Raw genomic sequence first — 20090 nt, forward strand, 5'->3', positions numbered from 1 at the left:
GACAGGATTGCCGGGCGAATACGCCCGGCAGCACATCCCCGGGTACAACGTGAAGCCGGGCTTTATGGTCATTCTGGCGCCTCGCCCGAATCTGGGCAGCGGGCGCATGCGTTTCGGGAAGTGTCCAGCGTGAACGGTTGAACTCGAGTCAGTCGACTCGTCCCTTCTTCTGTATCAGCTCGATTTTGTAGCCGTCCGGATCGGCGACGAAGGCGATGACCGTCGTGCCGTGTTTCATGGGTCCCGCTTCGCGCGTAACGACGCCGCCGCGTTTCTTCACCTGTTCGCACGCCGCATAGGCGTCGTCGACTTCGAGGGCGATGTGACCGTAGCCGGTTCCGAGGTCGTACTTGCTCGTGTCCCAGTTGTAGGTGAGTTCGATTGCTGCGCCTTCGGATTCGTCTTCGTAACCGACGAATGCGAGGGTGAACTTCCCGTCCGGGTAGTCGTTCTTTCGAAGCAGGCGCATGCCGAGAACTTCGGTGTAGAAACGGATCGAGGCGTCCAGATCACCGACTCGAAGCATGGTATGCAGGATTCGCATGAGTCCTCCTTTGACAGTTTGTCGATAAATGCATTGACCTGCGGGAATTGTAAATGATTGCCTGGTAGGGCGAAGCGGCGTGGCCAGCCCGGACTGGATGCGCCTCATGGAATCCGCTCGGACTTATTCCAACAAAAAAGTGTGGGCAATCAGGGTTTGTGTCCGGTTGCGGGTTCGATATTAGTGCCCAACACTCAGTATCAATCCGGTTCCTCAGATAGCAGTCTGATATATCGGACAATCGATGCGTGAGCCGGCGAATATTCATGCATGCCGAAAGGCGCCGAAGCCGGTACGTCTGCCCCGGAACCCTCTTCTCCGCATAGGACCCTGCCCATGAAGCTTGCCAATCGAGGCGCCAGAGCCGCCTTTCTGTTCGCTGTTGCTGGATTGCTCGCCATCACTGGCTGCACCAAGGTGGCCACGCCGGAGCAGGGCGCGGCGGCAGCTCCGTCGACGCTTCAGGGCGTGTTGCAGCGGGGCACGCTGCGCGTCGGGGACTGCCTGACGTTCGCGCCATTCGGGTTCTACAACAAAGACGGCCAACCGGACGGCTATGACGTGGACCTCGCGAAGGAACTCGCGAAGCAGATGGGCGTGAAGCTCGAGGTCGTGAATACGACGAGCGCGAACCGGATTCCGAATCTGCAGACCAGCAAGGTGGACGTCGTGTTCTGCAACTTCACGCGCAATCTGGAGCGCGCAAAAGTGATCGAATTCACGGCCCCTTACGTGGTTGCCAGCGAAGCGCTGCTGGTCAGAAAAAACAGCGGTATTCAGTCGATCAAGGACATGGGCGGTCGCACGATCGCGACGGTCAAGGGCTCGACCAATGGCGATGAAGTGCGCTCGCTGAATATCCCGGTGAAGATCCAGGAATACGACAGCTCGCAGGCCGCGATACTTGCCGTCAAGCAGGGGCAGGCCGACGCGATGATCGAGGACAACAACTTCCTCGCGTATCAGGCCAAGCTCGATCCTGAACTTGCCGTCACGAACGAAGCGCTGGTGCCGCTCGAATACAACGCGTTCGGCGTCAAGGCCGGTGATCAGGAATGGCTCAACTATCTGAATCTGTTCCTCTTCAACGTCAATGCGTCGAAGCTCAACGCGCAGCTCTACAACAAGTGGTTCGGCACCGATCCGCGCTATCCGCTCAATCCGCAGTTTTGAAGCGCGGCAGTGAAACCCGCACTATGGGGAGCATGAGATGAGTTACGAGTGGCTGACTTTGTGGGGCTACGTGCCCGAGTTTTTGAGCGCGAGCTGGCTGACGTTGCAGGTGACCGTGCTGGCCTTCGTACTGGCGCTAGTCCTGGGGTTGTTGACCGCGCTGGCCGGCGCTTCTCCGCTCGCGCTGCTTCGGTGGATCGCCCGTGGCTACGTTGAAGTCATCCGCAATACGCCTGTCCTCCTGCAGATTTTCATCGTGTTCTTCGGTCTGCCGTCGGCGGGTATTTCGCTCGACGCATACTGGGCGGGCGTCATTGCGCTCGGCCTCAACGTCGGTGCTTACCTGTCGGAAGTGTTCCGCGCCGGCATACAGTCGGTGCCGCGCGGCCAACTCGAGGCTGCCGGCATTCTCGGCCTCGAACGCGCGCAGATCTTCGTCGAGGTCGTCTTGCCGCAGGCGACGCGCGCGGTCTATCCGGCCATCGTCAACTACCTGATCCAGTTGCTGCTCGGCACGTCGCTGCTGTCCGCCATTGCATTGCCGGAGTTGACCGGCACGGCGACCGTGATCAACTCGCGAACGCTTCTCTACCTTCAGACGTTCAGCGTGACGCTCGTCGCGTATCTCGTGCTCAGTAACGTACTGTCCTGGCTTGCGGGCCAGCTCGGCGCGCGGATCTTTCATCCTCCCCTCGCCATGCCGGCGCGCAGCGGTTTCGGGACAGGCTTTATGCGCCGGACGAAGCGGGCCTGATTCCCGGATTGGAGTTGGATCATGTCAGTCGAATTGCTGAAAACCAGTCTATCGATCCTGCTGCAGGGTCTGGTGACGACGCTGTTGCTCTCCATCGCGTCCATTGTGGGCAGCACGTTGATCGGCCTGTTCGCCGCGGTCTTGCGATCGTTCGGCCCGTGGGGCACCGACCGCATCGCCAGACTCTATACGGAGCTGTTTCGCGGCACGCCGGTGCTCATCACGCTGATGTTGATCTATTTCGGCGTGTCGTACTTCGGTTATGCGATCGACGTGTTCGCAGCCGGCGTCATTGGCTTGAGCGTCTATCAGGGCGCCTATATCGCCGAAATTTTCCGCTCAGGGATCGAGGCAGTACCCAAAGGTCAATGGGAGGTATCGCAGATCCTCGGCCTCACGCGGGCTCAGGCGTTCTCGTTCGTCGTGCTGCCTCAGACCGGAAAGATCGTGTTGCCGCCTCTCGTCGGACAGTATCTGTCGCTCATCAAGGACACGTCGATCGTCAGCATGATCGGCATGTCCGAGTTGATGCACGGTGGCCAGGCGATCGTCGACCGGATCGGCAAGCCGGTGGAAATCTATGGACTCGTCGCACTCATTTACTTCGCCGTGTGCTTCCCGCTTTCGCAATGGGTGCGCCACCATGACCGCAGGAGATTGTCGTGAGTAACCAAAGCCAAACCAGGCCGATCATTTCACTGACGGGCGTCAGCAAAGCATTCGGTTCGACGAGAGTGTTGAACGAAATCAATCTCGAGGTCCGCTCGGGTGAAGTGCTGGTGCTGATCGGCGCGTCCGGCTCGGGCAAGAGCACGGTCCTGCGAATCATGGCCGGATTGGAGACCACCGATTCCGGCGAGGTCTGGGTCAACGAGGTGCCCTTGCATGATCCGCGTCGAGCACGGGAGATTCGTGGCCACGTCGGCATGGTCTTCCAGCAGTTCAATCTGTTTCCTCACAAGACCGCGCTCGGCAATGTCACGCTCGCGCTGATCAAGGCGCGCCGCATGAGTCCGGCCGACGCGCGCAAGCGCGCGATGGAGACACTCGATCGCGTCGGGCTCGCGGACCGCGCGGAACACTATCCCAGCCAGCTTTCGGGCGGTCAGCAGCAACGCGTGGCGATTGCGCGCGCGCTCGCGGTCGAGCCCGGCATCATGTTTTTCGACGAGGCGACGTCCGCGCTCGACCCGGAGCTGGTCGGCGAGGTCACCGAGGTGATGCGCGGGCTCGCGCGCGACGGCATGACGATGGTCGTCGTCACGCATGAAATGGGCTTCGCTCGCAAGACCGCTGACCGCGTCGTCTTCATGGACAAGGGCGTCATCGCCGAGCAGGGCGATCCGGAGCAGATCTTCGTCAATCCCTCGAACGAACGCACCCGGCAGTTCCTGCATCGAATTCTCGACCATTGACGGTCGGATCAACGCATTACGGAGTGAACGCATGGCTGTTACAGAATCGTCTCGGGCGAGAGGCGTGGACCGCGTGATCGCGATCTTCCGGCAATTGCATATCGCCCAACGCCCGCTGACGATGCGCGAACTGATCGATGCAACCGGTGCGCCGCGTTCGAGCATTTACGAGCTGGTCGCGATTCTCACGGAAGTGGGCTGGCTCGAGACGGCCGCGGATGGCAGCGTGTTCTTTGGGCGCGAGATGCACTACTACGGGTCCGACTATGCCACGCACAACGATCTGATCAGCCGTGCGCATCAATCCATCCTGGGACTGGTGAGGAAGTACGACGAGACCACGCAGCTGTGCATGCTGGAAGGCAACAAGTACACGGTCGTGTTGTCCGAGCACAGTGCGCGGCCCTTCAACATCAGTTCGGACATCGGCGTGAGAGTGCCGATACCTTGGACCGCTACGGGACGTCTGCTGCTGGGTCACCTGAGCGCCGACGAGATTCGCGCGCTGATTCCGGCGGAAGATTTCATCCTCGACAATGGGGCGAGCATCGATTTCGACGCATTCCTGAAGGACGTGCAGGCCGCAAAAGAACGAGGCTACTGCTGCACCGAAGGACTTTCGAACGCGTTCAGGCTGTGTATGGCAGCGCCGATTCGCGATCGTGCGGGACTGCCGATTGCAGCGCTGTGTTTCATGACTGGCCGCGACACGAGCCCGGACAGGCGCGGCGTGATGCTCGACGATCTGTTGCAGTCCGCGAAAGCGCTGTCGCAGAGATAGCGCCCGGCCTCAGAGCGTCGGCAACAACTCCGGCGGATGCGACTTCAGTGTCTGCCGCGCCTCGCGGAATTCCGGAAAAATCGATTCGACCGTCTGCCAGAAGCGCGGACTGTGATTCATCTCGCGCAGATGCGCCAACTCATGGGCGACGACGTAATCGATGATGGACAGCGGAAAGTGGATGAGCCGCCAGTTCAGGCGGATCTTGCCGTCGCTCGAACAACTGCCCCAGCGCGTCGCCGCCGAAGACAGCGCATACGAGCGATAGTTGACGCCGAGCATCTGCGCGTAGATCTCGAGACGTTCGCCGAACAGCCGCTTCGCTTCGCCTTGCAGCCAGCCCTGCACGCGATCCTTGATCTGCTGCGGATCGGCTTGCAACGGCAGCGGCAATTGCAGCGCGCCGTGCTCGGCGCTGAACCCGAGCATGCCTTGCGGCGCGCCGAGCGTCACCCGCACCGGCTGACCGAGGTAGGGCACCTCGGCGCCATCTTTCCAATCGATCTTCGGCAGCGCACGCTGTTCGACGCGCGTTTGCCATTCGATCAGCTTCGTAAAAATCCAGCGCTGCTTTTCGGTGATCGCGGTTTCGATATCGGCGAGCGTGACCCAACGCGGCGCGGTGATCGTGAGGCCGGTGCCGTCGATCGCAAAGCCGATCGAGCGGCGCGCGGAACGCTTGAGCGCGTAATGCAGCGTGCGTGAACCGATGGTGAGGCTGCGCAGCTTGCTGCCATCCGGCGCGAGCGGCGCGACGGGCGGCCTGGCCGGCGCTGTGCCGGATGAACCCGGCGTGGAAGGTGAAGGGGTCGACGACGTCGACCCCGGCTCGGCGAAGAGCGGGAGATCGAGCTGCCGGTTTTCGAGCGCCGCGGCGGGCTGCGGCGTGGGAGACTTCTGCATCGGCTTCGCTTCGCGCAATACGCCCGCGGGCTTCGAGGGCGTGGCGCGTCAGATGGGAGCGGCGGCGGAGTCGTTAGCCGCCGCGCTGTAGGCAGTCGGATCGATGCGGCGCATTTCGGCTTCGATCCACTGTTCGACGCGCGTGTTCACTTCGTCGGGCGTGAGCCCCGTCGTTTCGATCGGCTTGCCGATCGACACCGTGACTATACCCGGATATTTCGTAAACGAGTTGCGCGGCCACACGCGACCCGCATTGTGCGCGATCGGTACGACCGGCGCGCCGGTCGCGATTGCGAAGCGCGCGCCGCCGGTCTTGTACTTGCCCTGCTTGCCGGTCGGCGTGCGCGTGCCTTCCGGAAACATGATGACCCATGCGCCTTCGGCCATGCGCGCCTTGCCTTGGTTCGTGACCGATTCGAACGCGTACTTGCCTTCCTTGCGGTTGATGTGAACCATCTTCAGCATGCCGAGCGCCCAGCCGAAGAACGGCACATACAACAGCTCGCGCTTGAACACGTAGCACAGCGGTCGCGGCATGATCGCCGGAAACGCGATTGTTTCCCACGCCGACTGATGCTTGGACAGCAGCACGGCCGGGCCGTTGGGCAGGTTCTCGAAGCCTTCGATGCGGTAGCGAATGCCGTTCAGGTAGCGCACCGCCCACAGCGTCAGGCGACACCAGCCGGCCGCCATCCAGTAGCGGTTTTCCGCGCGCAGGAACGGAAACGCGATGATGCACGCGGTCGCGTACGGCACCGTGACCACAACGAAATAAATCAGCAGCAGCAGGGAACGGATAAAGCGCATCGGCGTGGTCGGTGAGGGTTGGGAGCGCGCGGTGCGCGTTTATTCCTGCGCGTCGGCGAGAAAGTCGAGCGCGAACGCGCGCAGGTCGTCGTGCACGATCGTGCCTTCGGGCAAGCCGCCCGCGGCGAGGGTCTTGCGGCCCTTGCCGGTCAGCACGAGGTGGATCGGGTGACCGAGCGCCGCGCCCGCTTGCAGATCGCGCAGCGAATCGCCGACCGTCGGCGTATGCGCCGGATCGACCTCGAAACGCTCGGCGATCATCTTCAGCATGCCGGGCTTCGGCTTGCGGCATTCGCAGTGATCTTCCGCCGTATGCGGGCAGAAGAACACCGCTTCGATGCGGGCGCCGACCGCTGCCGCCATGCGGTGCATCTTCAGATGCATCGCGTTCAACGCGTCCATGTCGAACAGACCGCGGCCGATGCCCGACTGGTTCGTCGCGATCGCGACGCGATAGCCCGCCTGGTTCAGACGTGCGATCGCTTCCAGCGCGCCGGGCAGCGCAACCCATTCGTCCGGCGACTTGATGAACGCGTCGGAGTCTACGTTGATCACGCCGTCGCGGTCGAGGATCACCACTTTCTTGATCGGCATGGCGCGGTGCTCAGGCGGCGAGTCGGGAAATATCGGCGACGCAGTTCATCTGCTGATGCAGCGCGCCGAGCAGAGCCAGACGGTTCGCGCGCAACGCCGGGTCTTCCGCGTTGACCATCACGTCGTTGAAGAACGTGTCGACCGGCTCGCGCAGCGCGGCCAGTGCCGTCAGCGCGCCGGTGTAGTCGCGCACGGCCAGTTGCGATTGCACGCGCGGCGTCACCTGTTCGAGCTGCTCGTTGAGCGCCTTCTCCGCTGCTTCGGTGAGCAAGCCGGGCTGCACGCCGCCGTTCGTCACGCCTTCCGACTTCTTCAGGATGTTCGAGATCCGCTTGTTGGCCGCCGCCAGCGACGCCGCTTCGGCCAGCGACGCGAATTCGCGCACCGCGTCGAGGCGCGCGACGACGTCGTCGAGCCGCGTCGGGTTCAGCGCGAGCACCGCGTCGATTTCGCCGGCCGCGTAGCCGCGTTCGCGCAGCAGCCCGCGCAGGCGGTCCATGCTGAACTCGTAGATCGCTTCGGTGGAATCGGCGACGTTCGGCATGCCGGCGAATTGCGCATAAGTGATGCGCAGCAGATCGCCGAAGTCGACGTTCAACTGCTTCTCGATCAGGATGCGCAGCACGCCGAGCGCATGACGGCGCAGCGCGAACGGGTCTTTCTCGCCGGTGGGCTGCAAGCCGATGCCCCAGATGCCGACCAGCGTTTCGAGCTTGTCGGCGAGCGCGACGACGGTGCCGGTCGCGGTGCTTGGCAACGCGTCGCCCGAGAAGCGCGGCTGATAGTGTTCCGAGCATGCGAGCGCGACTTCTTCCGCCTCGCCATCGTGGCGCGCGTAGTACGTGCCCATCGTGCCTTGCAGCTCGGGGAATTCACCGACCATGTCGGTGATCAAGTCGGCCTTCGCGAGGCGCGCGGCGCGGGTCGCGCGCGCGACGTCGGCGCCGGTCATTGCGGCGATCGCGCCGGCCAGCCCTTCGAGCCGCTCCACGCGTTGCAGCGCCGAGCCGAGCTTGTTGTGATAAACGACGTTCGCGAGCAGCGGCACGCGATCCACGAGCGGCTTCTTCATGTCCTGCGTGAAGAAGAACTTCGCGTCGGCGAGACGCGGACGCACCACGCGCTCATTGCCTTCGACGATCTCGACCGGCGTCGCCGTCTCGATGTTCGACACGATCAGGAAGCGCGAGCGCAGCTTGCCGTTCGCATCGGTCAGGGCGAAGTATTTCTGGTTGGTCTGCATCGTCAGGATCAGGCATTCCTGCGGTACCTGCAGGAATTCGTCCTCGAAGCGGCACTCATAGACGACCGGCCATTCGACCAGCGACGTCACTTCGTCGAGCAGCGCCTCGGGCATCACGACCTTGTCTTCGCCGGCATGCGCGAGCAGTTGCGAGCGGATCGCTTCCTTGCGCCTGGCGAAGCTCGCGATTACGCGGCCCCGGTGTTCGAGCGTTTCGGCATAGGCCTGCGCGTGCTGGATCTGCACGAAGCCTTCGGACAGGAAGCGGTGGCCGAGGGTGGTGTCGTCGGCGTCGATGCCGAGCGCGCTGATCGGCACGATTTCTTCGCCATGCAGCACGGTTAGACGATGCACCGGGCGCACGAACTGCACGCTCGACCCGTCCGGGCGCTGATAGGTCATCACCTTCGGAATCGGCAGCTTGCCGAGCGTTTCGTCGAGCGCGGCTTGCAGGCCGTCGGCGAGCGTCGCGCCCGGCGCGGCGTAGCGCAGGAAGAACGCTTCGGCTTTACCGTCCTGTGCGCGTTCGAGGTCGTTCACCGTGAAGTCGGGGAAGCCGAGCGCGGCGAGCTTCTTCGCGAGCGGCGCGGTGGGCTGGCCGTCTTTATCGAGCGCGACGGAAACCGGCAGCACTTTTTCGCGCACGTGTTTTTCCGGCGCGACCGCGCGCACGTTGTGAATCGTCACCGCGAGACGGCGCGGCGTGGCAAAGCGTTCGAACGACGGTTCGCCTTCGATCAGGTCGCGCGCCGCGAGGCGCTGCGCAATGCCCTCGGCGAAGGCGTCGCCGAGACGCGCGAGCGCCTTCGGCGGCAGTTCTTCGGTAAGCAGCTCGACGAGCAGGGTAGCGTGTTGAGATTGAGTCATTGGTTGAAGTTCTCGTCAGTCCTGGTCGATCTTGCGTTCGACTTTCAGCGGCGGCACCCACGCGGGCATCGCGGCGTCCTGCTCGTCGGTGGTGAGGCCGGGCACGCCATGCACCGGATTGCCGAGCATCGGGAAGCCCAGCTTTTCGCGCGAGTCGTAGTAGGCCTGCGCGACCAGACGCGACAGCGCGCGAATCCTGCCGATGTACGCCGCGCGCTCCGTGACCGAAATCGCGCCGCGCGCGTCGAGCAGGTTGAACGTGTGGCCGGCCTTCAGCACGAGTTCATAGGCGGGCAGCGCGATCTGCGCATCGATCATGCGCTTCGCTTCCGCTTCGTAGCTGTTGAAGAACGTGAACAGCAGATCGACGTTCGCGTGCTCGAAGTTGTAGGTGGACTGCTCGACCTCGTTCTGGTGATACACGTCGCCATAGGTCAGGCGGCGCAGTTCGGGGCCGTTCGGGCCTTGCTCTTCCCACTCGGTCCAGACGAGGTCGTAGACGTTCTCGACCTTCTGCAGATACATCGCGAGGCGTTCGAGACCGTAGGTGATTTCGCCGAGCACCGGCTTGCAGTCGAGACCGCCGACCTGCTGGAAGTACGTGAACTGCGTCACTTCCATGCCGTTCAGCCACACTTCCCAGCCGAGACCCCACGCGCCGAGCGTCGGATTTTCCCAGTCGTCCTCGACGAAACGCACGTCGTTCTGCTTCAGGTCGAAGCCGAGCGCTTCGAGCGAGCCGAGGTACAGGTCGAGAATGTTTTCCGGCGCGGGCTTGAGCACCACCTGGTACTGGTAGTAGTGCTGCAGACGGTTCGGGTTCTCGCCGTAGCGGCCGTCTTTCGGGCGGCGCGACGGTTGCACGTAGGCGGCGCGCCACGGCTCGGGGCCGATCGCGCGCAGAAACGTATGGACGTGGGACGTGCCCGCGCCGACTTCCATGTCGATCGGCTGGAGCAACGCGCAGCCCTGCTTGTCCCAGTAGGACTGCAAGGTCAGGATGATTTGCTGAAACGTGAGCATGAAGTGCCTTTCGGGCATGGGGGGCCGTGCCGCGTGCGCCTAAGCGCGCGAGCGGGCCGTGGAGCAAAGTGCTAAACCCGAGATTTTAACGGAAAGGAAGGGGGGCGGCCCGTTTTACGAGGGCGGACGGGCCGCGATGCGGCTTTTGGGCGACAGGCGGCGTGGCAAGGGTCCGCGCGCACTCAGCAAGCCGCCAGCTCCGCCTTCGGCGAGAACGAATCGCTTTGCGCGATCGGCCAGTACTTCTCGAACAGCGTATAGCGAAAGTTGCCATTCAGCAGGTCATTCGGTTCGAGGTACTTGAGGAGCTCCGACATCAACCGCACCTCATGCGACGACACGCGCCGCACGATGTGATGCGCGCGCAGCTCCGCCGGATGCCGCAGCCCGGCGGCCTGGATGATTTCCCGCAACGCATGTAGCGTGTTGTGGTGGAAGTTGAACACGCGATCGGCCTTGTCCGGCACCACCAACGCGCGCTGGCGCACCGGGTCCTGGGTCGCGACGCCGGTCGGGCAGCGGCCGGTATGGCAGGTCTGCGCCTGGATGCAGCCGACCGCGAACATGAAGCCGCGCGCCGCGTTGACCCAGTCGGCGCCGATCGCGAGCGTCTTCGCGATATCGAACGCGGTGATCATCTTGCCGCTCGCGCCGATGCGGATGCGCTGCCGCAGGCCGATGCCGACCAGCGTGTTGTGCACGAGCAGCAGCCCTTCCTGCAACGGCACGCCGACGTGATCGGTGAATTCGAGCGGCGCCGCGCCGGTGCCGCCTTCCGCGCCATCGACGACGATGAAGTCCGGCAGGATGCCCGTTTCCAGCATCGCCTTCGCGATCCCGAAGAATTCCCACGGATGCCCGATGCACAGCTTGAAGCCGGTCGGCTTGCCGCCCGACAGCGTGCGCAGGCGCTCGACGAATTCGAGCAGCTCGCGCGGCGTCGAGAACTCGGAGTGCGTCGCCGGCGAGATGCAGTCGCGGCCCATCGGCACGCCGCGCGTCTCGGCGATTTCGGGCGTGATCTTCGCGGCCGGCAGCACGCCGCCGTGACCCGGCTTCGCGCCTTGCGACAGCTTCACTTCGATCATCTTCACCTGCGGCTCGGCGGCCTGCTTCGCGAATTTTTCGGCGTTGAAGGTGCCGTCGTCGTTACGACACCCAAAATAACCGGATGCGATTTCCCAGATGATGTCGCCGCCATGTTCGCGGTGATATTTCGACATCGAGCCTTCGCCGGTGTCGTGCGCGAAGTTGCCTTTCTTCGCGCCGAGGTTCAGCGCCATGATCGCGTTGGCCGACAGTGAGCCGAAGCTCATCGCCGATACGTTGAAGATCGACATCGAATACGGCTGCGCGCGATCGGGGCCGACGACGATGCGAAAGTCGTGACCATCGAGCCTGGTCGGCGCGAGCGAGTGGCTGATCCATTCGTGCGCGACCGCCTTCACGTCGAGCTCGGTGCCGTACGGGCGGCTATCCACATCGTTCTTCGCGCGCTGGTAGACGATGCTGCGTTGCGCGCGCGAGAACGGCTTTTCGTCGGTATCGTCTTCGACGAAATACTGGCGGATCTCCGGCCGGATGAATTCGAAAATGAAGCGCAGGTGGCCCCACAGCGGGTAGTTGCGGAGGATCGCGTGGCGCTGTTGCGTCAGGTCGAACACGCCGAGCGCGACGAGCGCGGCCGGCACGATGATCCAGAACCACGACAGGCGATGCGTCGTGGCGAGCGCGGCACATACCGCGGCGAGCGCGATTGCGCACCAGATGGCCAGATAGCGTCGAGAAAACATGGGGACTCCAGTGCAGTGAAGATCATTGCGGCGGGATCGTCCGCGCGAGGGGCGCGGGCGGTACCCGCCGCGAAGGAAAACTGGCGGCTGCGGGTCACGGCGCGGCGTGGACGGTCGAAGCCCGAAGATGAGGCCTGCGAATGGAAGCCAGGCGTCGCACGCGAAGGTGAAGCGAGTGTGACCGCGCCAGGCGGGGGGAACAAGATGAACGGCGCGAGTGTGTCGGAGTGGTGTGACCCACCGCGCGCGCCGTTATACATCGCTCAACGCGCGCCGAGCAACGCCGCTTTTTGCCGCGGGGTCTGCGGCTCGTCCTGCGATGCGCGTTGCGGCTGCTTCGGCTTATGCGCCTGCTTGCGACGCTGCGCGCGAGTTTGCTTCGGCGTCTGATCCGGCGGCAGCTCGGCCGGTTGCCCGGTCATCGCGCGTTCGATGATGCCGCCGCCGAGGCACACGTCGCCGTCGTACAGCACCGCCGATTGTCCCGGCGTGACGGCCCATTGCGCGGCGTCGAAGGTCAGCTCGAACAGGCCTTCGCTCGAACCGCCTGCCGCCGCGGCGTTGAACGTGCATGCCGCATCGGCCTGCCGGTAGCGCGTCTTCGCGCCGCACGCGAAGCCGTCGGCCGGCGGCTCGCCCGCGACCCAGCTCGTGTTGCCCGCCGAGAGCGTATGGCACAGCAGCCACGGATGATCGTGCCCCTGCGCGACGTACAGCGTATTGCTCGGAATATCCTTGCCCGCGGCGAACCACGGCTCGCCGCTGCCGTCCTTGCTGCCGCCGAGACCGATGCCCTTGCGCTGGCCGAACGTGTAGAACGCGAGGCCGATGTGCTCGCCGACGAGCTTGCCGTCGGTGGTCTTCATCGGACCCGGCCTGGTCGGCAGATAGCGGTTCAGGAAGTCGCGGAACGGCCGCTCGCCGATGAAGCAGATGCCGGTCGAATCTTTCTTTTTCGCATTCGGCAAGCCGATCTGCGCGGCGATCTCGCGCACTTTGGTCTTGGGAATTTCGCCGAGCGGGAACAGCGTCTTCGACAACTGCGCCTGGTTCAGCCGATGCAGGAAGTACGACTGGTCCTTCGTATGATCGAGCGCCTTCAGCAGCTCGAAGCGGCCGTCGCGCTCGTGGTTCTGGCGCACGCGCGCATAGTGGCCGGTCGCGATGGTTTCCGCGCCGAGCGACATCGCGTGATCGAGAAAGGCCTTGAACTTGATTTCGGCGTTGCACAGCACGTCCGGGTTCGGCGTGCGGCCGGCCGAATATTCGCGCAGGAATTCGGCGAACACACGGTCTTTATATTCGGCCGCGAAGTTGACCGCCTCGACGTCGATGCCGATCAGGTCCGCGACCGACACCACGTCGATCCAGTCCTGGCGCGTCGAGCAGTATTCGCTGTCGTCGTCGTCTTCCCAGTTCTTCATGAACAGGCCGACCACGTCGTAGCCCTGTTCCTTCAGCAGCCACGCGGTAACCGACGAATCGACGCCGCCCGACATGCCTACTACGACTTTCCGCTTGCTCATAAGGTACTCACTGGGTGCTGCATGACTGCATGGATCTTTTGGGGGGCCGCTCGTGACGGCCTTATCGCTTCGGCCCGACCGAATGGGTATGGACGAAGTCGAGCGGGAAACGCCGGCCGGCCAGGTAATCGTCGATGCACCGCATCACGAGCGGGGTGCGATGCCGCTCGGGGCATTCGCGCAACTCATCGGCGCTCATCCACAGCGTGCGGACGATGTCGGGATCGAGCGAACTCGCCGGGTCCGGCTCGCCGCCCGCGCCGCAATAGGTGAAACGCAGGTACGTGGTGCCCGCCCGGTCCGGCCGCTCGAAGTGGGTCATGTACATGCCGACGAGCGCCTCGGGTGCAAACGGATGGGCGGTTTCCTCGAACGTTTCGCGGACCACCGCTTCCAGCAGCGTTTCGCCCGCCTCGAGATGGCCGGCGGGCTGGTTCAGGCGCAGGCCGGCGGCGGTGTGTTCCTCGACCAGCAGGAAGCGCCCGTCACGCTCGACGATCGCCGCGACGGTCACGTGCGGCAGCCAGGTTTCCGGTTTCATGGGTGCGCATTTTACCGGTTATGCGCGCCGGCTGCCGGGCGCCGCACCGACCCCTGCCGGGCAACGGCCGGCGTAAGCTGACGGCCGGTTCGCGGCGGGTTCGCAGCACGTTCGCGACCGATTCGCAACAGTTTGGCGGTCTGCCGCGCATTCGCATCGACCCCGATTTTGGCGGCGTGACGGTTTCGGTTAAAGTGGGGCCTGCGTTAGCCGTTGCATGTGCAAGCCGGCGAGCCTCGTCGGCAGATCTGTCGTCAAACAGGAAGTCGAGGAGGAACAACGATGCACATCGGAGTGCCAGCCGAAACGCGCGCGCATGAAACCCGCGTTGCCGCGACGCCCGAAACGGTCAAGAAATACGTGGCGCAAGGCCACCGGGTCACGCTTCAAAGCGGCGCCGGTGCCGGCGCGAGCTTTCCCGATGACGCCTATACGGCAGTGGGCGCGGAAATCGTCGATGCCGCCACCGCGTTCGGCGCCGATCTCGTCCTCAAAGTCCAGTCCCCCACCGATTCCGAACTACCGCTGCTCAAGCGCGGCGCGACGCTCGTCGGCATGCTCGACCCGTTCAACGCCGAGAACGCGGGCAAACTCGCCGCGGCCGGCGTCACCGCGTTCGCGCTCGAAGCCGCGCCGCGCACCACGCGCGCGCAGAGCCTCGACGTGCTGTCGTCGCAGGCGAATATCGCCGGTTACAAGGCGGTACTGCTCGCGGCGACGCTGTATCCGCGCTTCATGCCGATGCTGATGACCGCGGCCGGCACCGTGAAGGCGGCGCGCGTGCTGATTCTCGGCGCGGGCGTGGCCGGCCTGCAGGCGATCGCGACCGCGAAGCGCCTTGGCGCGGTGATCGAAGCTTCCGACGTGCGCCCGGCCGTCAAGGAGCAGATCGAATCGCTCGGCGCGAAATTTCTCGACGTGCCCTACGAAACCGACGAGGAGCGCGAGGCCGCACAGGGTGTCGGCGGCTATGCGAGACCGATGCCGCCGTCGTGGCTCGCGCGCCAGTCGGCTTTGGTCCACGAGCGCGCGAAGCAGGCCGACGTGGTGATCTCCACCGCGCTGATTCCGGGCCGCCCCGCGCCGACGCTGCTGTCGGTCGAAACCGTGCAGGCGATGAAACCGGGCTCCGTGCTCGTCGACCTCGCGGCAGGACGCGGCCCCGAAATCGACGGCCGGCGCGGCGGCAATTGTCCGCTGACCGAAACGGACCAGGTGGTGGTGCGCTATGGCGTGCAGATCGTCGGCTATACGAATCTCGCCGCGATGGTGCCCGCCGACGCATCGTCGCTATACGCGCGCAACCTGCTCGACTTCCTGAAGCTGATCGTCACGAAGGAAGGCCTGCTAAACATCGATCTCGCGGACGATATCGTCGCGGCCACGCTGCTGGCCCGCGATGGCCAGGTCACACGCAAAGCATAGGGAGACCGAAGATGGAAGTCCTCAATCACACGGTGATCAACCTGATCATCTTCGTGCTGGCGATCTACGTCGGCTACCACGTGGTCTGGAACGTCACGCCCGCGCTGCATACGCCTCTGATGGCGGTGACCAACGCGATCTCGGCGATCGTGATCGTCGGCGCGATGCTCGCGGCGGGTCTCACGGTGGGCAGTGCGGGCAAGTTCTTCGGCACGATCGCGGTGGCGCTCGCGGCCGTCAACGTGTTCGGCGGCTTTCTGGTCACGCGGCGAATGCTGGAGATGTTCAAGAAAAAAGAGCCGAAGAAGCTGGAATCCAAACACCAGGCTGGTGGCAGGGAGGGTGCGTAAATGAGCCTGAACGTCGTCACATTGCTGTATCTGGTCGCGTCGGTCTGCTTCATCCAGGCGCTCAAGGGGCTGTCGAATCCGAAGAGCGCGCGCGCTGGCAATACCTTCGGCATGGTCGGTATGGCGATCGCGATTCTGACCACCATTGCGCTGATCTCGCGGCAGGCCGAAGTACTCGGCTCCAATCTCGGTCTCGGGCTCGGCCTGCTGCTGTTCGGGCTCGTGATCGGCGGCGCGATCGGCGCGTTCGTCGCCGCGCGCGTCGAGATGACCAAGATGCCCGAACTGGTCGCGGCGATGCACTCGCTGATCGGTCTCGCGGCCGTGTGCATCGCGTACGGGGTCGTGTCGGAGCCGGCCGCGTTCGGGCTCGTCGATCCCGAGGTGCCGATCGAGGGCTTCCTGCCGTACGGCAACCGCATCGAGCTGTTCATCGGCACCTTCGTCGGCGCGATTACGTTTAGCGGCTCGGTAATCGCCTTCGGCAAGCTGTCGGGCAAGTACAAGTTCCGGCTGTTTCAGGGTGCGCCGGTCGTCTACGGCGGCCAGCATCTGATCAACCTGATGCTCGCGCTCGCCATGCTCGGCTTCGGCGTGCTGTTCTTCCTCACGCAGTCGTGGCTACCGTTCATCATCATGACGATCATCGCGTTCGTGCTCGGCGTGCTGATCATCATTCCGATCGGCGGCGCGGACATGCCGGTGGTGGTGTCGATGCTGAACTCGTACTCGGGCTGGGCGGCGGCGGGCATCGGCTTTTCGCTGAACAATCCGATGCTGATCATCGCCGGCTCGCTGGTCGGCTCGTCGGGTGCGATCCTGTCGTACATCATGTGCCGCGCGATGAACCGCTCGTTCTTCAACGTGATCCTCGGCGGCTTCGGCAACGAGCCGGGCGCGGCCGCGGGCGGCGCGGCGGAGCAGCGTCCGGTGAAATCGGGTTCGGCCGATGACGCGTCGTTCATGATGGGCAATGCCGAGACCGTCGTGATCGTGCCGGGCTACGGGCTCGCCGTGGCGCGCGCACAGCATGCGCTGAAGGAGCTGACCGACAAGCTGGTCGAGAAGGGCATCGAAGTGAAGTATGCGATTCACCCGGTGGCCGGCCGCATGCCGGGTCACATGAACGTGCTGCTCGCCGAAGCTGAAGTGCCGTACGACATGGTCTACGAGATGGACGATATCAACGGCGAGTTCGGCCAGGTCGACGTGGTGCTCGTGCTCGGCGCGAACGACGTGGTGAATCCGGCCGCGAAGAACGATCCGAAGTCGCCGATCGCGGGCATGCCGATCATCGAGGCGTACAAGGCGCGCACCGTGATCGTGAACAAGCGCTCGATGGCGGCGGGCTACGCCGGGCTCGACAACGACCTGTTCTACATGGACAAGACGATGATGGTGTTCGGCGACGCGAAGAAGGTGATCGAGGATATGGTGAAGGCGGTCGACTAGATCGTCTGTGGTGAGCAGCCGTCAGGATTGCGGTGCATCGCCGCGATCCTTTTCATCTGTTCGGCCTCGCGTTCACATGCCGCAGCAAATCCGCGAGCCGCCTGCCTTCCTGATCCGGATACGTCTCGAGCACGGTGAGATCGCGCATCTTCTCCAGTCCGAAGTTGCGGAAATCGCTGCGCAGCTCGCACCATGCGCCGAGCGTCCAGCGCGCGCCCCAGTACGCGAGCGCGAGCGGCCACACGCGACGCTCGGTGTCGGCGCCGTTCGCGTCGGTGTACGCGAAGCGCACCACTTGGCGCGTGTCGATCGCGCGATGCAGCGTGTCGAGCTGTGTCGAAAAGTCCCCCTTGATGTGAAACGACGGCGCGAAGATCGCGAGCCGTTCGAGCGCTGCGCGCTTGTCGGCGGGCATCGCCGATGCGATCTTGGCTAGCGCGCCGCGCGCGCCGCTCGCGAAGCCCGCGCCGCCCCACGATTCGAGCATGCGCGCGCCGGCGGCTAACGCGGCGAGTTCGTCGGCGGTGAAGGTGAGCGGCGGCAGACTCGCCGAGCGCGACAGCCGATAACCGATGCCTGCTTCGCCTTCGATCGGCACCCCCGACAATTGCAGATCGCGCACGTCGCGATAGACGGTGCGCAGCGAGATGTTCAGCCAGTCGGCCAGTTGCTGCGCGGTGGTCAGGCGCCGGCCGCGCAGCAGTTCGGCGATCTGGAACAGGCGGTCGGCGCGGCGCGTCATCGTGGGCGTCGGGTAGAGGAGGAAGGGGACGGTCCCGCGATGATAGCGCCGCATGGCGGCCTTCGGTTGGGGCGCGGTGGCTGCGGATGCGCTTAGCCGTTGGTGCGCGAATGCAGCCCGAGGCGGTTGCCTTCGGTATCGGTGAAGAACGCGATATAGCCGATGTCCTGCGGCAACTTGATTACCGGGCCGTCGGTCTTGCCGCCCGCCCGTTCGATGCGCTCGAGCGCGGCGTCGACGGTGGGCTGCGCGTTCAGGTAGACGGTGACGCCGTCGGCGGCCGGCGTCATCGACGGACTATGGACGATCGCGCCGCCGGTCGCGGGCTCCTCGTAGCTGAACACGGCAATCGGCTGGCCGCCGATCTCCTGACGGTTCAGCGGGGCGTCGAGCGCGGCTTCGTAAAAGCGCACCGCGCGATCGAAATCGACGGACGGGATTTCGAACCAGGCAACCACTTTGGGCAATGCGGACATGACACTCTCCTTCGATTGGCAGTAGGCCGTTCAAGCGCCGGATGGCGTGAGAAGGAGTGTGCGGGGGTGCTGCTGACAGCGTGGTGGCAGTAGGGTGGGGAACGGGTAGCCTGCTCTTCGGGCGCGCGCTTGCGGAGGAAGGGAAGCAGCGTGACGTGGCGCAAAAAAAAAACCGCGGCACGAGGTCCGCGGTTTCGATGTCGACTTGCCCGACCGACGCAGTCTCAACCCGCCTGCGTATCGCCCTGCGGGCGCTGCCGCACGCTGCCGGCGATCAGGTCGAAGCGGAACAGCCGGCATTCGAGTGCGCCATTGAAGAGCGGCGTCTTCGTCGATTCGCGCAGCCGCAGTTGCCCCGGCAGCTTGCGATCCGACGTCAGGATGAACGCGTGCCATCCGGCAAAGCGCTGCTTCAACGCATTGCCGAGCAACTGGAAAAACTCACTGTCCGGCGCTTCTTCCTGAATGCGGCGGAAGCCGTCGTCGTCGCGATTGCCGCGGCCTTCGCGAAGCTCGCCGCGCGCATTGCGGCCGCGCACTTCGATCCGCTCGCCATACGGCGGATTCGCGACGAGGATGCCCGGCGCCGAGGTAGGCGGCGTCATGTCGCGCGCGTCGAGCTGCTTGAGCGCAATGGCCGGCAAGCCGGCGCGCTCGAAGTTCGCGCGCGCTTTTTCGAGCATGTCGCCGGAGATGTCGCTGCCGAAGATCTGCAGATCCGCGCCGCGCGAGCCGCGCGCCGCGTTCTTCGCTTCGAGCGCGGCGCCCCGCAGCGTTTGCCAGGTCCGCGTATCGAACTGGATGAGCTTTTCGAAGCCGAAGCGCCGCTGCACGCCCGGCGCGATGTCCAGCGCGACCTGCGCCGCTTCCGCGAGGAACGTGCCGCTGCCGCACATCGGATCGTAGAGCGGCGTGCCGGCCTGCCAGCCGGTCAGACGCAGAATGCCCGCCGCAAGGTTCTCGCGCAGCGGCGCCGCGCCCTTGTCGAGACGCCAGCCGCGCTTGAACAGCGGATCGCCGGACGTGTCGAGGTACAGCGTGCAGTCGGTCGCGGTCAGGAATGCGAACACGCGCACGTCGGGCATCGCGGTATCGATGCTCGGTCGCGCGCCACTTTTTTCGCGCAGACGATCGCAGATCGCGTCCTTCACGCGCAGCGTGGTGAACTCGAGACTGCGCAGCGGCGACTTGATCGCGGTGACGTCGACGCGCAGCGTCTCGTGCGCGGAGAACCACTGCTCCCAGCGCTGCTCGAGCGCGAGCGCGTAGATATCCTGCTCGCTGCGATAGGGCCGCTGCGCGATTTTCAGCAGCACGCGGCTCGCCAGACGCGAGTGCAGATTGGCAGCCATGCCGGCGGCCCAGCCGCCGCGAAAATGCACGCCGCCCGGCACCTGGGCGCCGGCCGTGAACGGGGCGCCGTTTAGATGTTTGGCGGCAATTTCGGCGAGTTCGGCCGCGAGCGGAGCTTCGAGCCCGCGCGGGCAAGGAAGGAAGAAATCGAAGGACATTGAGGTTGCCGCAAGGCGTTGGATAAGGCGCTATTGTACGCGGTCGGGCTCGGCGGGCCGGCGCGATTGGCGCGCCGGGCCGTCGTTTGTGTCGCTTGTCGTTGCGTGATCTCGCCTCGCGGACCGCCCGACCCGGCGATGCCCACAGGCATGCGGACGCCGTTGAGCTG

The 20090-nt window shown here is 64.5% G+C and carries 20 protein-coding genes; 8 read left to right on the plus strand and 12 right to left on the minus strand.

The annotated features are described in order from the left end of the window. Positions 1 to 148: 148 nt before the first annotated feature. A complete protein-coding gene (gene gloA / locus AB4Y34_RS03980) occupies positions 149 to 544 on the minus strand; it encodes a lactoylglutathione lyase (protein ID WP_176122451.1) in 396 nt (131 codons plus the stop codon). A 336-nt stretch (positions 545 to 880) separates the two neighbouring features. Between gloA and AB4Y34_RS03985 the strand changes: the two genes are divergently transcribed. The 5 genes from AB4Y34_RS03985 to AB4Y34_RS04005 are packed head-to-tail and all read left to right on the plus strand — an operon-like array spanning position 881 to position 4667. Further along, complete coding sequence (locus tag AB4Y34_RS03985) at positions 881 to 1717, plus strand: transporter substrate-binding domain-containing protein (RefSeq protein ID WP_176378999.1); 837 nt, start codon at positions 881 to 883, stop codon at positions 1715 to 1717. 37 nt (positions 1718 to 1754) lie between these two features. Continuing rightward, positions 1755 to 2471, plus strand: coding sequence for an amino acid ABC transporter permease (locus tag AB4Y34_RS03990; protein ID WP_176379000.1), 717 nt, complete (start codon positions 1755 to 1757; stop codon positions 2469 to 2471). 21 nt (positions 2472 to 2492) lie between these two features. Continuing rightward, a complete protein-coding gene (locus tag AB4Y34_RS03995; protein WP_176109546.1) occupies positions 2493 to 3137 on the plus strand; it encodes an amino acid ABC transporter permease in 645 nt (214 codons plus the stop codon). Continuing rightward, positions 3134 to 3886: an amino acid ABC transporter ATP-binding protein gene (locus AB4Y34_RS04000; protein WP_368367190.1), complete on the plus strand. Its 753-nt coding sequence runs from the start codon at positions 3134 to 3136 to the stop codon at positions 3884 to 3886. The genes AB4Y34_RS03995 and AB4Y34_RS04000 overlap by 4 nt, the downstream gene beginning before the upstream one ends. A 31-nt stretch (positions 3887 to 3917) precedes the next feature. Next, positions 3918 to 4667 carry an IclR family transcriptional regulator gene (locus AB4Y34_RS04005; RefSeq protein ID WP_368715299.1) on the plus strand — a complete coding sequence of 250 codons (750 nt, stop codon included), beginning with the start codon at positions 3918 to 3920 and terminating at the stop codon, positions 4665 to 4667. 9 nt (positions 4668 to 4676) lie between these two features. Here the strand turns inward: AB4Y34_RS04005 and AB4Y34_RS04010 are convergent, their stop codons facing one another. From AB4Y34_RS04010 to AB4Y34_RS04045, 8 genes are all read right to left on the minus strand, one after another. After that, positions 4677 to 5570 (minus strand): M48 family metallopeptidase, encoded by an 894-nt coding sequence (locus AB4Y34_RS04010; protein WP_368715300.1) that lies wholly within the window; start codon positions 5568 to 5570, stop codon positions 4677 to 4679. Between the two features lie 48 nt (positions 5571 to 5618). Beyond that, on the minus strand, positions 5619 to 6377 hold the full coding sequence (locus AB4Y34_RS04015; RefSeq protein WP_176109543.1) for a 1-acyl-sn-glycerol-3-phosphate acyltransferase: 759 nt from the start codon (positions 6375 to 6377) through the stop codon (positions 5619 to 5621). 39 nt (positions 6378 to 6416) lie between these two features. After that, a complete protein-coding gene (gene gmhB / locus AB4Y34_RS04020; protein ID WP_176122454.1) occupies positions 6417 to 6971 on the minus strand; it encodes a D-glycero-beta-D-manno-heptose 1,7-bisphosphate 7-phosphatase in 555 nt (184 codons plus the stop codon). Positions 6972 to 6981: 10 nt separating this feature from the next. Further along, positions 6982 to 9081 carry a glycine--tRNA ligase subunit beta gene (gene glyS / locus AB4Y34_RS04025; protein WP_368715301.1) on the minus strand — a complete coding sequence of 700 codons (2100 nt, stop codon included), beginning with the start codon at positions 9079 to 9081 and terminating at the stop codon, positions 6982 to 6984. A 15-nt stretch (positions 9082 to 9096) separates the two neighbouring features. Further along, positions 9097 to 10104, minus strand: coding sequence for a glycine--tRNA ligase subunit alpha (gene glyQ, locus AB4Y34_RS04030; protein WP_368715302.1), 1008 nt, complete (start codon positions 10102 to 10104; stop codon positions 9097 to 9099). A 182-nt stretch (positions 10105 to 10286) separates the two neighbouring features. Beyond that, positions 10287 to 11897, minus strand: a complete 1611-nt coding sequence (locus AB4Y34_RS04035) for an FMN-binding glutamate synthase family protein (RefSeq protein WP_368715303.1) — start codon at positions 11895 to 11897, stop codon at positions 10287 to 10289. 263 nt (positions 11898 to 12160) lie between these two features. Continuing rightward, complete coding sequence (gene mnmA, locus AB4Y34_RS04040; protein ID WP_368715304.1) at positions 12161 to 13423, minus strand: tRNA 2-thiouridine(34) synthase MnmA; 1263 nt, start codon at positions 13421 to 13423, stop codon at positions 12161 to 12163. A gap of 61 nt (positions 13424 to 13484) precedes the next feature. Then, positions 13485 to 13964: an NUDIX hydrolase gene (locus AB4Y34_RS04045; RefSeq protein ID WP_176367915.1), complete on the minus strand. Its 480-nt coding sequence runs from the start codon at positions 13962 to 13964 to the stop codon at positions 13485 to 13487. Between the two features lie 282 nt (positions 13965 to 14246). Here AB4Y34_RS04045 and AB4Y34_RS04050 point away from each other — a divergent pair, with 282 nt between their 5' ends. Genes AB4Y34_RS04050 through AB4Y34_RS04060 form a run of 3 tightly spaced genes read left to right on the plus strand, consistent with a single transcriptional unit; the run spans position 14247 to position 17191 of the window. Continuing rightward, the gene (locus AB4Y34_RS04050; protein ID WP_176109537.1) at positions 14247 to 15389 is read left to right on the plus strand and encodes a Re/Si-specific NAD(P)(+) transhydrogenase subunit alpha; all 1143 of its coding nucleotides are present in this window, start codon (positions 14247 to 14249) and stop codon (positions 15387 to 15389) included. 11 nt (positions 15390 to 15400) lie between these two features. Beyond that, positions 15401 to 15739: an NAD(P) transhydrogenase subunit alpha gene (locus AB4Y34_RS04055; RefSeq protein WP_176109536.1), complete on the plus strand. Its 339-nt coding sequence runs from the start codon at positions 15401 to 15403 to the stop codon at positions 15737 to 15739. Further along, on the plus strand, positions 15740 to 17191 hold the full coding sequence (locus AB4Y34_RS04060; RefSeq protein ID WP_176122459.1) for an NAD(P)(+) transhydrogenase (Re/Si-specific) subunit beta: 1452 nt from the start codon (positions 15740 to 15742) through the stop codon (positions 17189 to 17191). It begins immediately after the preceding gene. A 52-nt stretch (positions 17192 to 17243) separates the two neighbouring features. Here AB4Y34_RS04060 and AB4Y34_RS04065 read toward each other — a convergent pair whose 3' ends face one another. The 3 genes from AB4Y34_RS04065 to AB4Y34_RS04075 all read right to left on the minus strand — a co-directional run bounded on the left by AB4Y34_RS04065 (position 17244) and on the right by AB4Y34_RS04075 (position 19920). Then, positions 17244 to 17987, minus strand: a complete 744-nt coding sequence (locus tag AB4Y34_RS04065) for a helix-turn-helix transcriptional regulator (protein ID WP_368715305.1) — start codon at positions 17985 to 17987, stop codon at positions 17244 to 17246. Positions 17988 to 18025: 38 nt separating this feature from the next. Next, a complete protein-coding gene (locus tag AB4Y34_RS04070; RefSeq protein ID WP_018431914.1) occupies positions 18026 to 18409 on the minus strand; it encodes a VOC family protein in 384 nt (127 codons plus the stop codon). A gap of 224 nt (positions 18410 to 18633) precedes the next feature. Beyond that, positions 18634 to 19920: a class I SAM-dependent RNA methyltransferase gene (locus AB4Y34_RS04075; protein ID WP_176122462.1), complete on the minus strand. Its 1287-nt coding sequence runs from the start codon at positions 19918 to 19920 to the stop codon at positions 18634 to 18636. Positions 19921 to 20090: the final 170 nt, after the last annotated feature.

Origin of the sequence: Paraburkholderia sp. BR10954 (assembly GCF_040965775.1) — a bacterium.
Classification (GTDB): domain Bacteria; phylum Pseudomonadota; class Gammaproteobacteria; order Burkholderiales; family Burkholderiaceae; genus Paraburkholderia; species Paraburkholderia youngii.

Excerpts from the sequence above, each read along its gene's own strand:
- AB4Y34_RS04075 (WP_176122462.1), bottom strand. The coding sequence starts at position 19,920 with ATGTCCTTCGATTTCTTCCTTCCTTGCCCGCGCGGGCTCGAAGCTCCG.
- AB4Y34_RS03985 (WP_176378999.1), top strand. The coding sequence starts at position 881 with ATGAAGCTTGCCAATCGAGGCGCCAGAGCCGCCTTTCTGTTCGCTGTT.
- gloA (WP_176122451.1), bottom strand. The coding sequence starts at position 544 with ATGCGAATCCTGCATACCATGCTTCGAGTCGGTGATCTGGACGCCTCG.
- glyQ (WP_368715302.1), bottom strand. The coding sequence starts at position 10,104 with ATGCTCACGTTTCAGCAAATCATCCTGACCTTGCAGTCCTACTGGGAC.
- AB4Y34_RS04005 (WP_368715299.1), top strand. The coding sequence starts at position 3,918 with ATGGCTGTTACAGAATCGTCTCGGGCGAGAGGCGTGGACCGCGTGATC.
- mnmA (WP_368715304.1), bottom strand. The coding sequence starts at position 13,423 with ATGAGCAAGCGGAAAGTCGTAGTAGGCATGTCGGGCGGCGTCGATTCG.
- AB4Y34_RS04065 (WP_368715305.1), bottom strand. The coding sequence starts at position 17,987 with ATGCGGCGCTATCATCGCGGGACCGTCCCCTTCCTCCTCTACCCGACG.
- AB4Y34_RS04010 (WP_368715300.1), bottom strand. The coding sequence starts at position 5,570 with ATGCAGAAGTCTCCCACGCCGCAGCCCGCCGCGGCGCTCGAAAACCGG.
- AB4Y34_RS04015 (WP_176109543.1), bottom strand. The coding sequence starts at position 6,377 with ATGCGCTTTATCCGTTCCCTGCTGCTGCTGATTTATTTCGTTGTGGTC.
- AB4Y34_RS04035 (WP_368715303.1), bottom strand. The coding sequence starts at position 11,897 with ATGTTTTCTCGACGCTATCTGGCCATCTGGTGCGCAATCGCGCTCGCC.
- AB4Y34_RS04045 (WP_176367915.1), bottom strand. The coding sequence starts at position 13,964 with ATGAAACCGGAAACCTGGCTGCCGCACGTGACCGTCGCGGCGATCGTC.
- AB4Y34_RS03990 (WP_176379000.1), top strand. The coding sequence starts at position 1,755 with ATGAGTTACGAGTGGCTGACTTTGTGGGGCTACGTGCCCGAGTTTTTG.
- AB4Y34_RS04060 (WP_176122459.1), top strand. The coding sequence starts at position 15,740 with ATGAGCCTGAACGTCGTCACATTGCTGTATCTGGTCGCGTCGGTCTGC.
- AB4Y34_RS04050 (WP_176109537.1), top strand. The coding sequence starts at position 14,247 with ATGCACATCGGAGTGCCAGCCGAAACGCGCGCGCATGAAACCCGCGTT.
- AB4Y34_RS04055 (WP_176109536.1), top strand. The coding sequence starts at position 15,401 with ATGGAAGTCCTCAATCACACGGTGATCAACCTGATCATCTTCGTGCTG.
- AB4Y34_RS03995 (WP_176109546.1), top strand. The coding sequence starts at position 2,493 with ATGTCAGTCGAATTGCTGAAAACCAGTCTATCGATCCTGCTGCAGGGT.
- gmhB (WP_176122454.1), bottom strand. The coding sequence starts at position 6,971 with ATGCCGATCAAGAAAGTGGTGATCCTCGACCGCGACGGCGTGATCAAC.
- AB4Y34_RS04070 (WP_018431914.1), bottom strand. The coding sequence starts at position 18,409 with ATGTCCGCATTGCCCAAAGTGGTTGCCTGGTTCGAAATCCCGTCCGTC.
- glyS (WP_368715301.1), bottom strand. The coding sequence starts at position 9,081 with ATGACTCAATCTCAACACGCTACCCTGCTCGTCGAGCTGCTTACCGAA.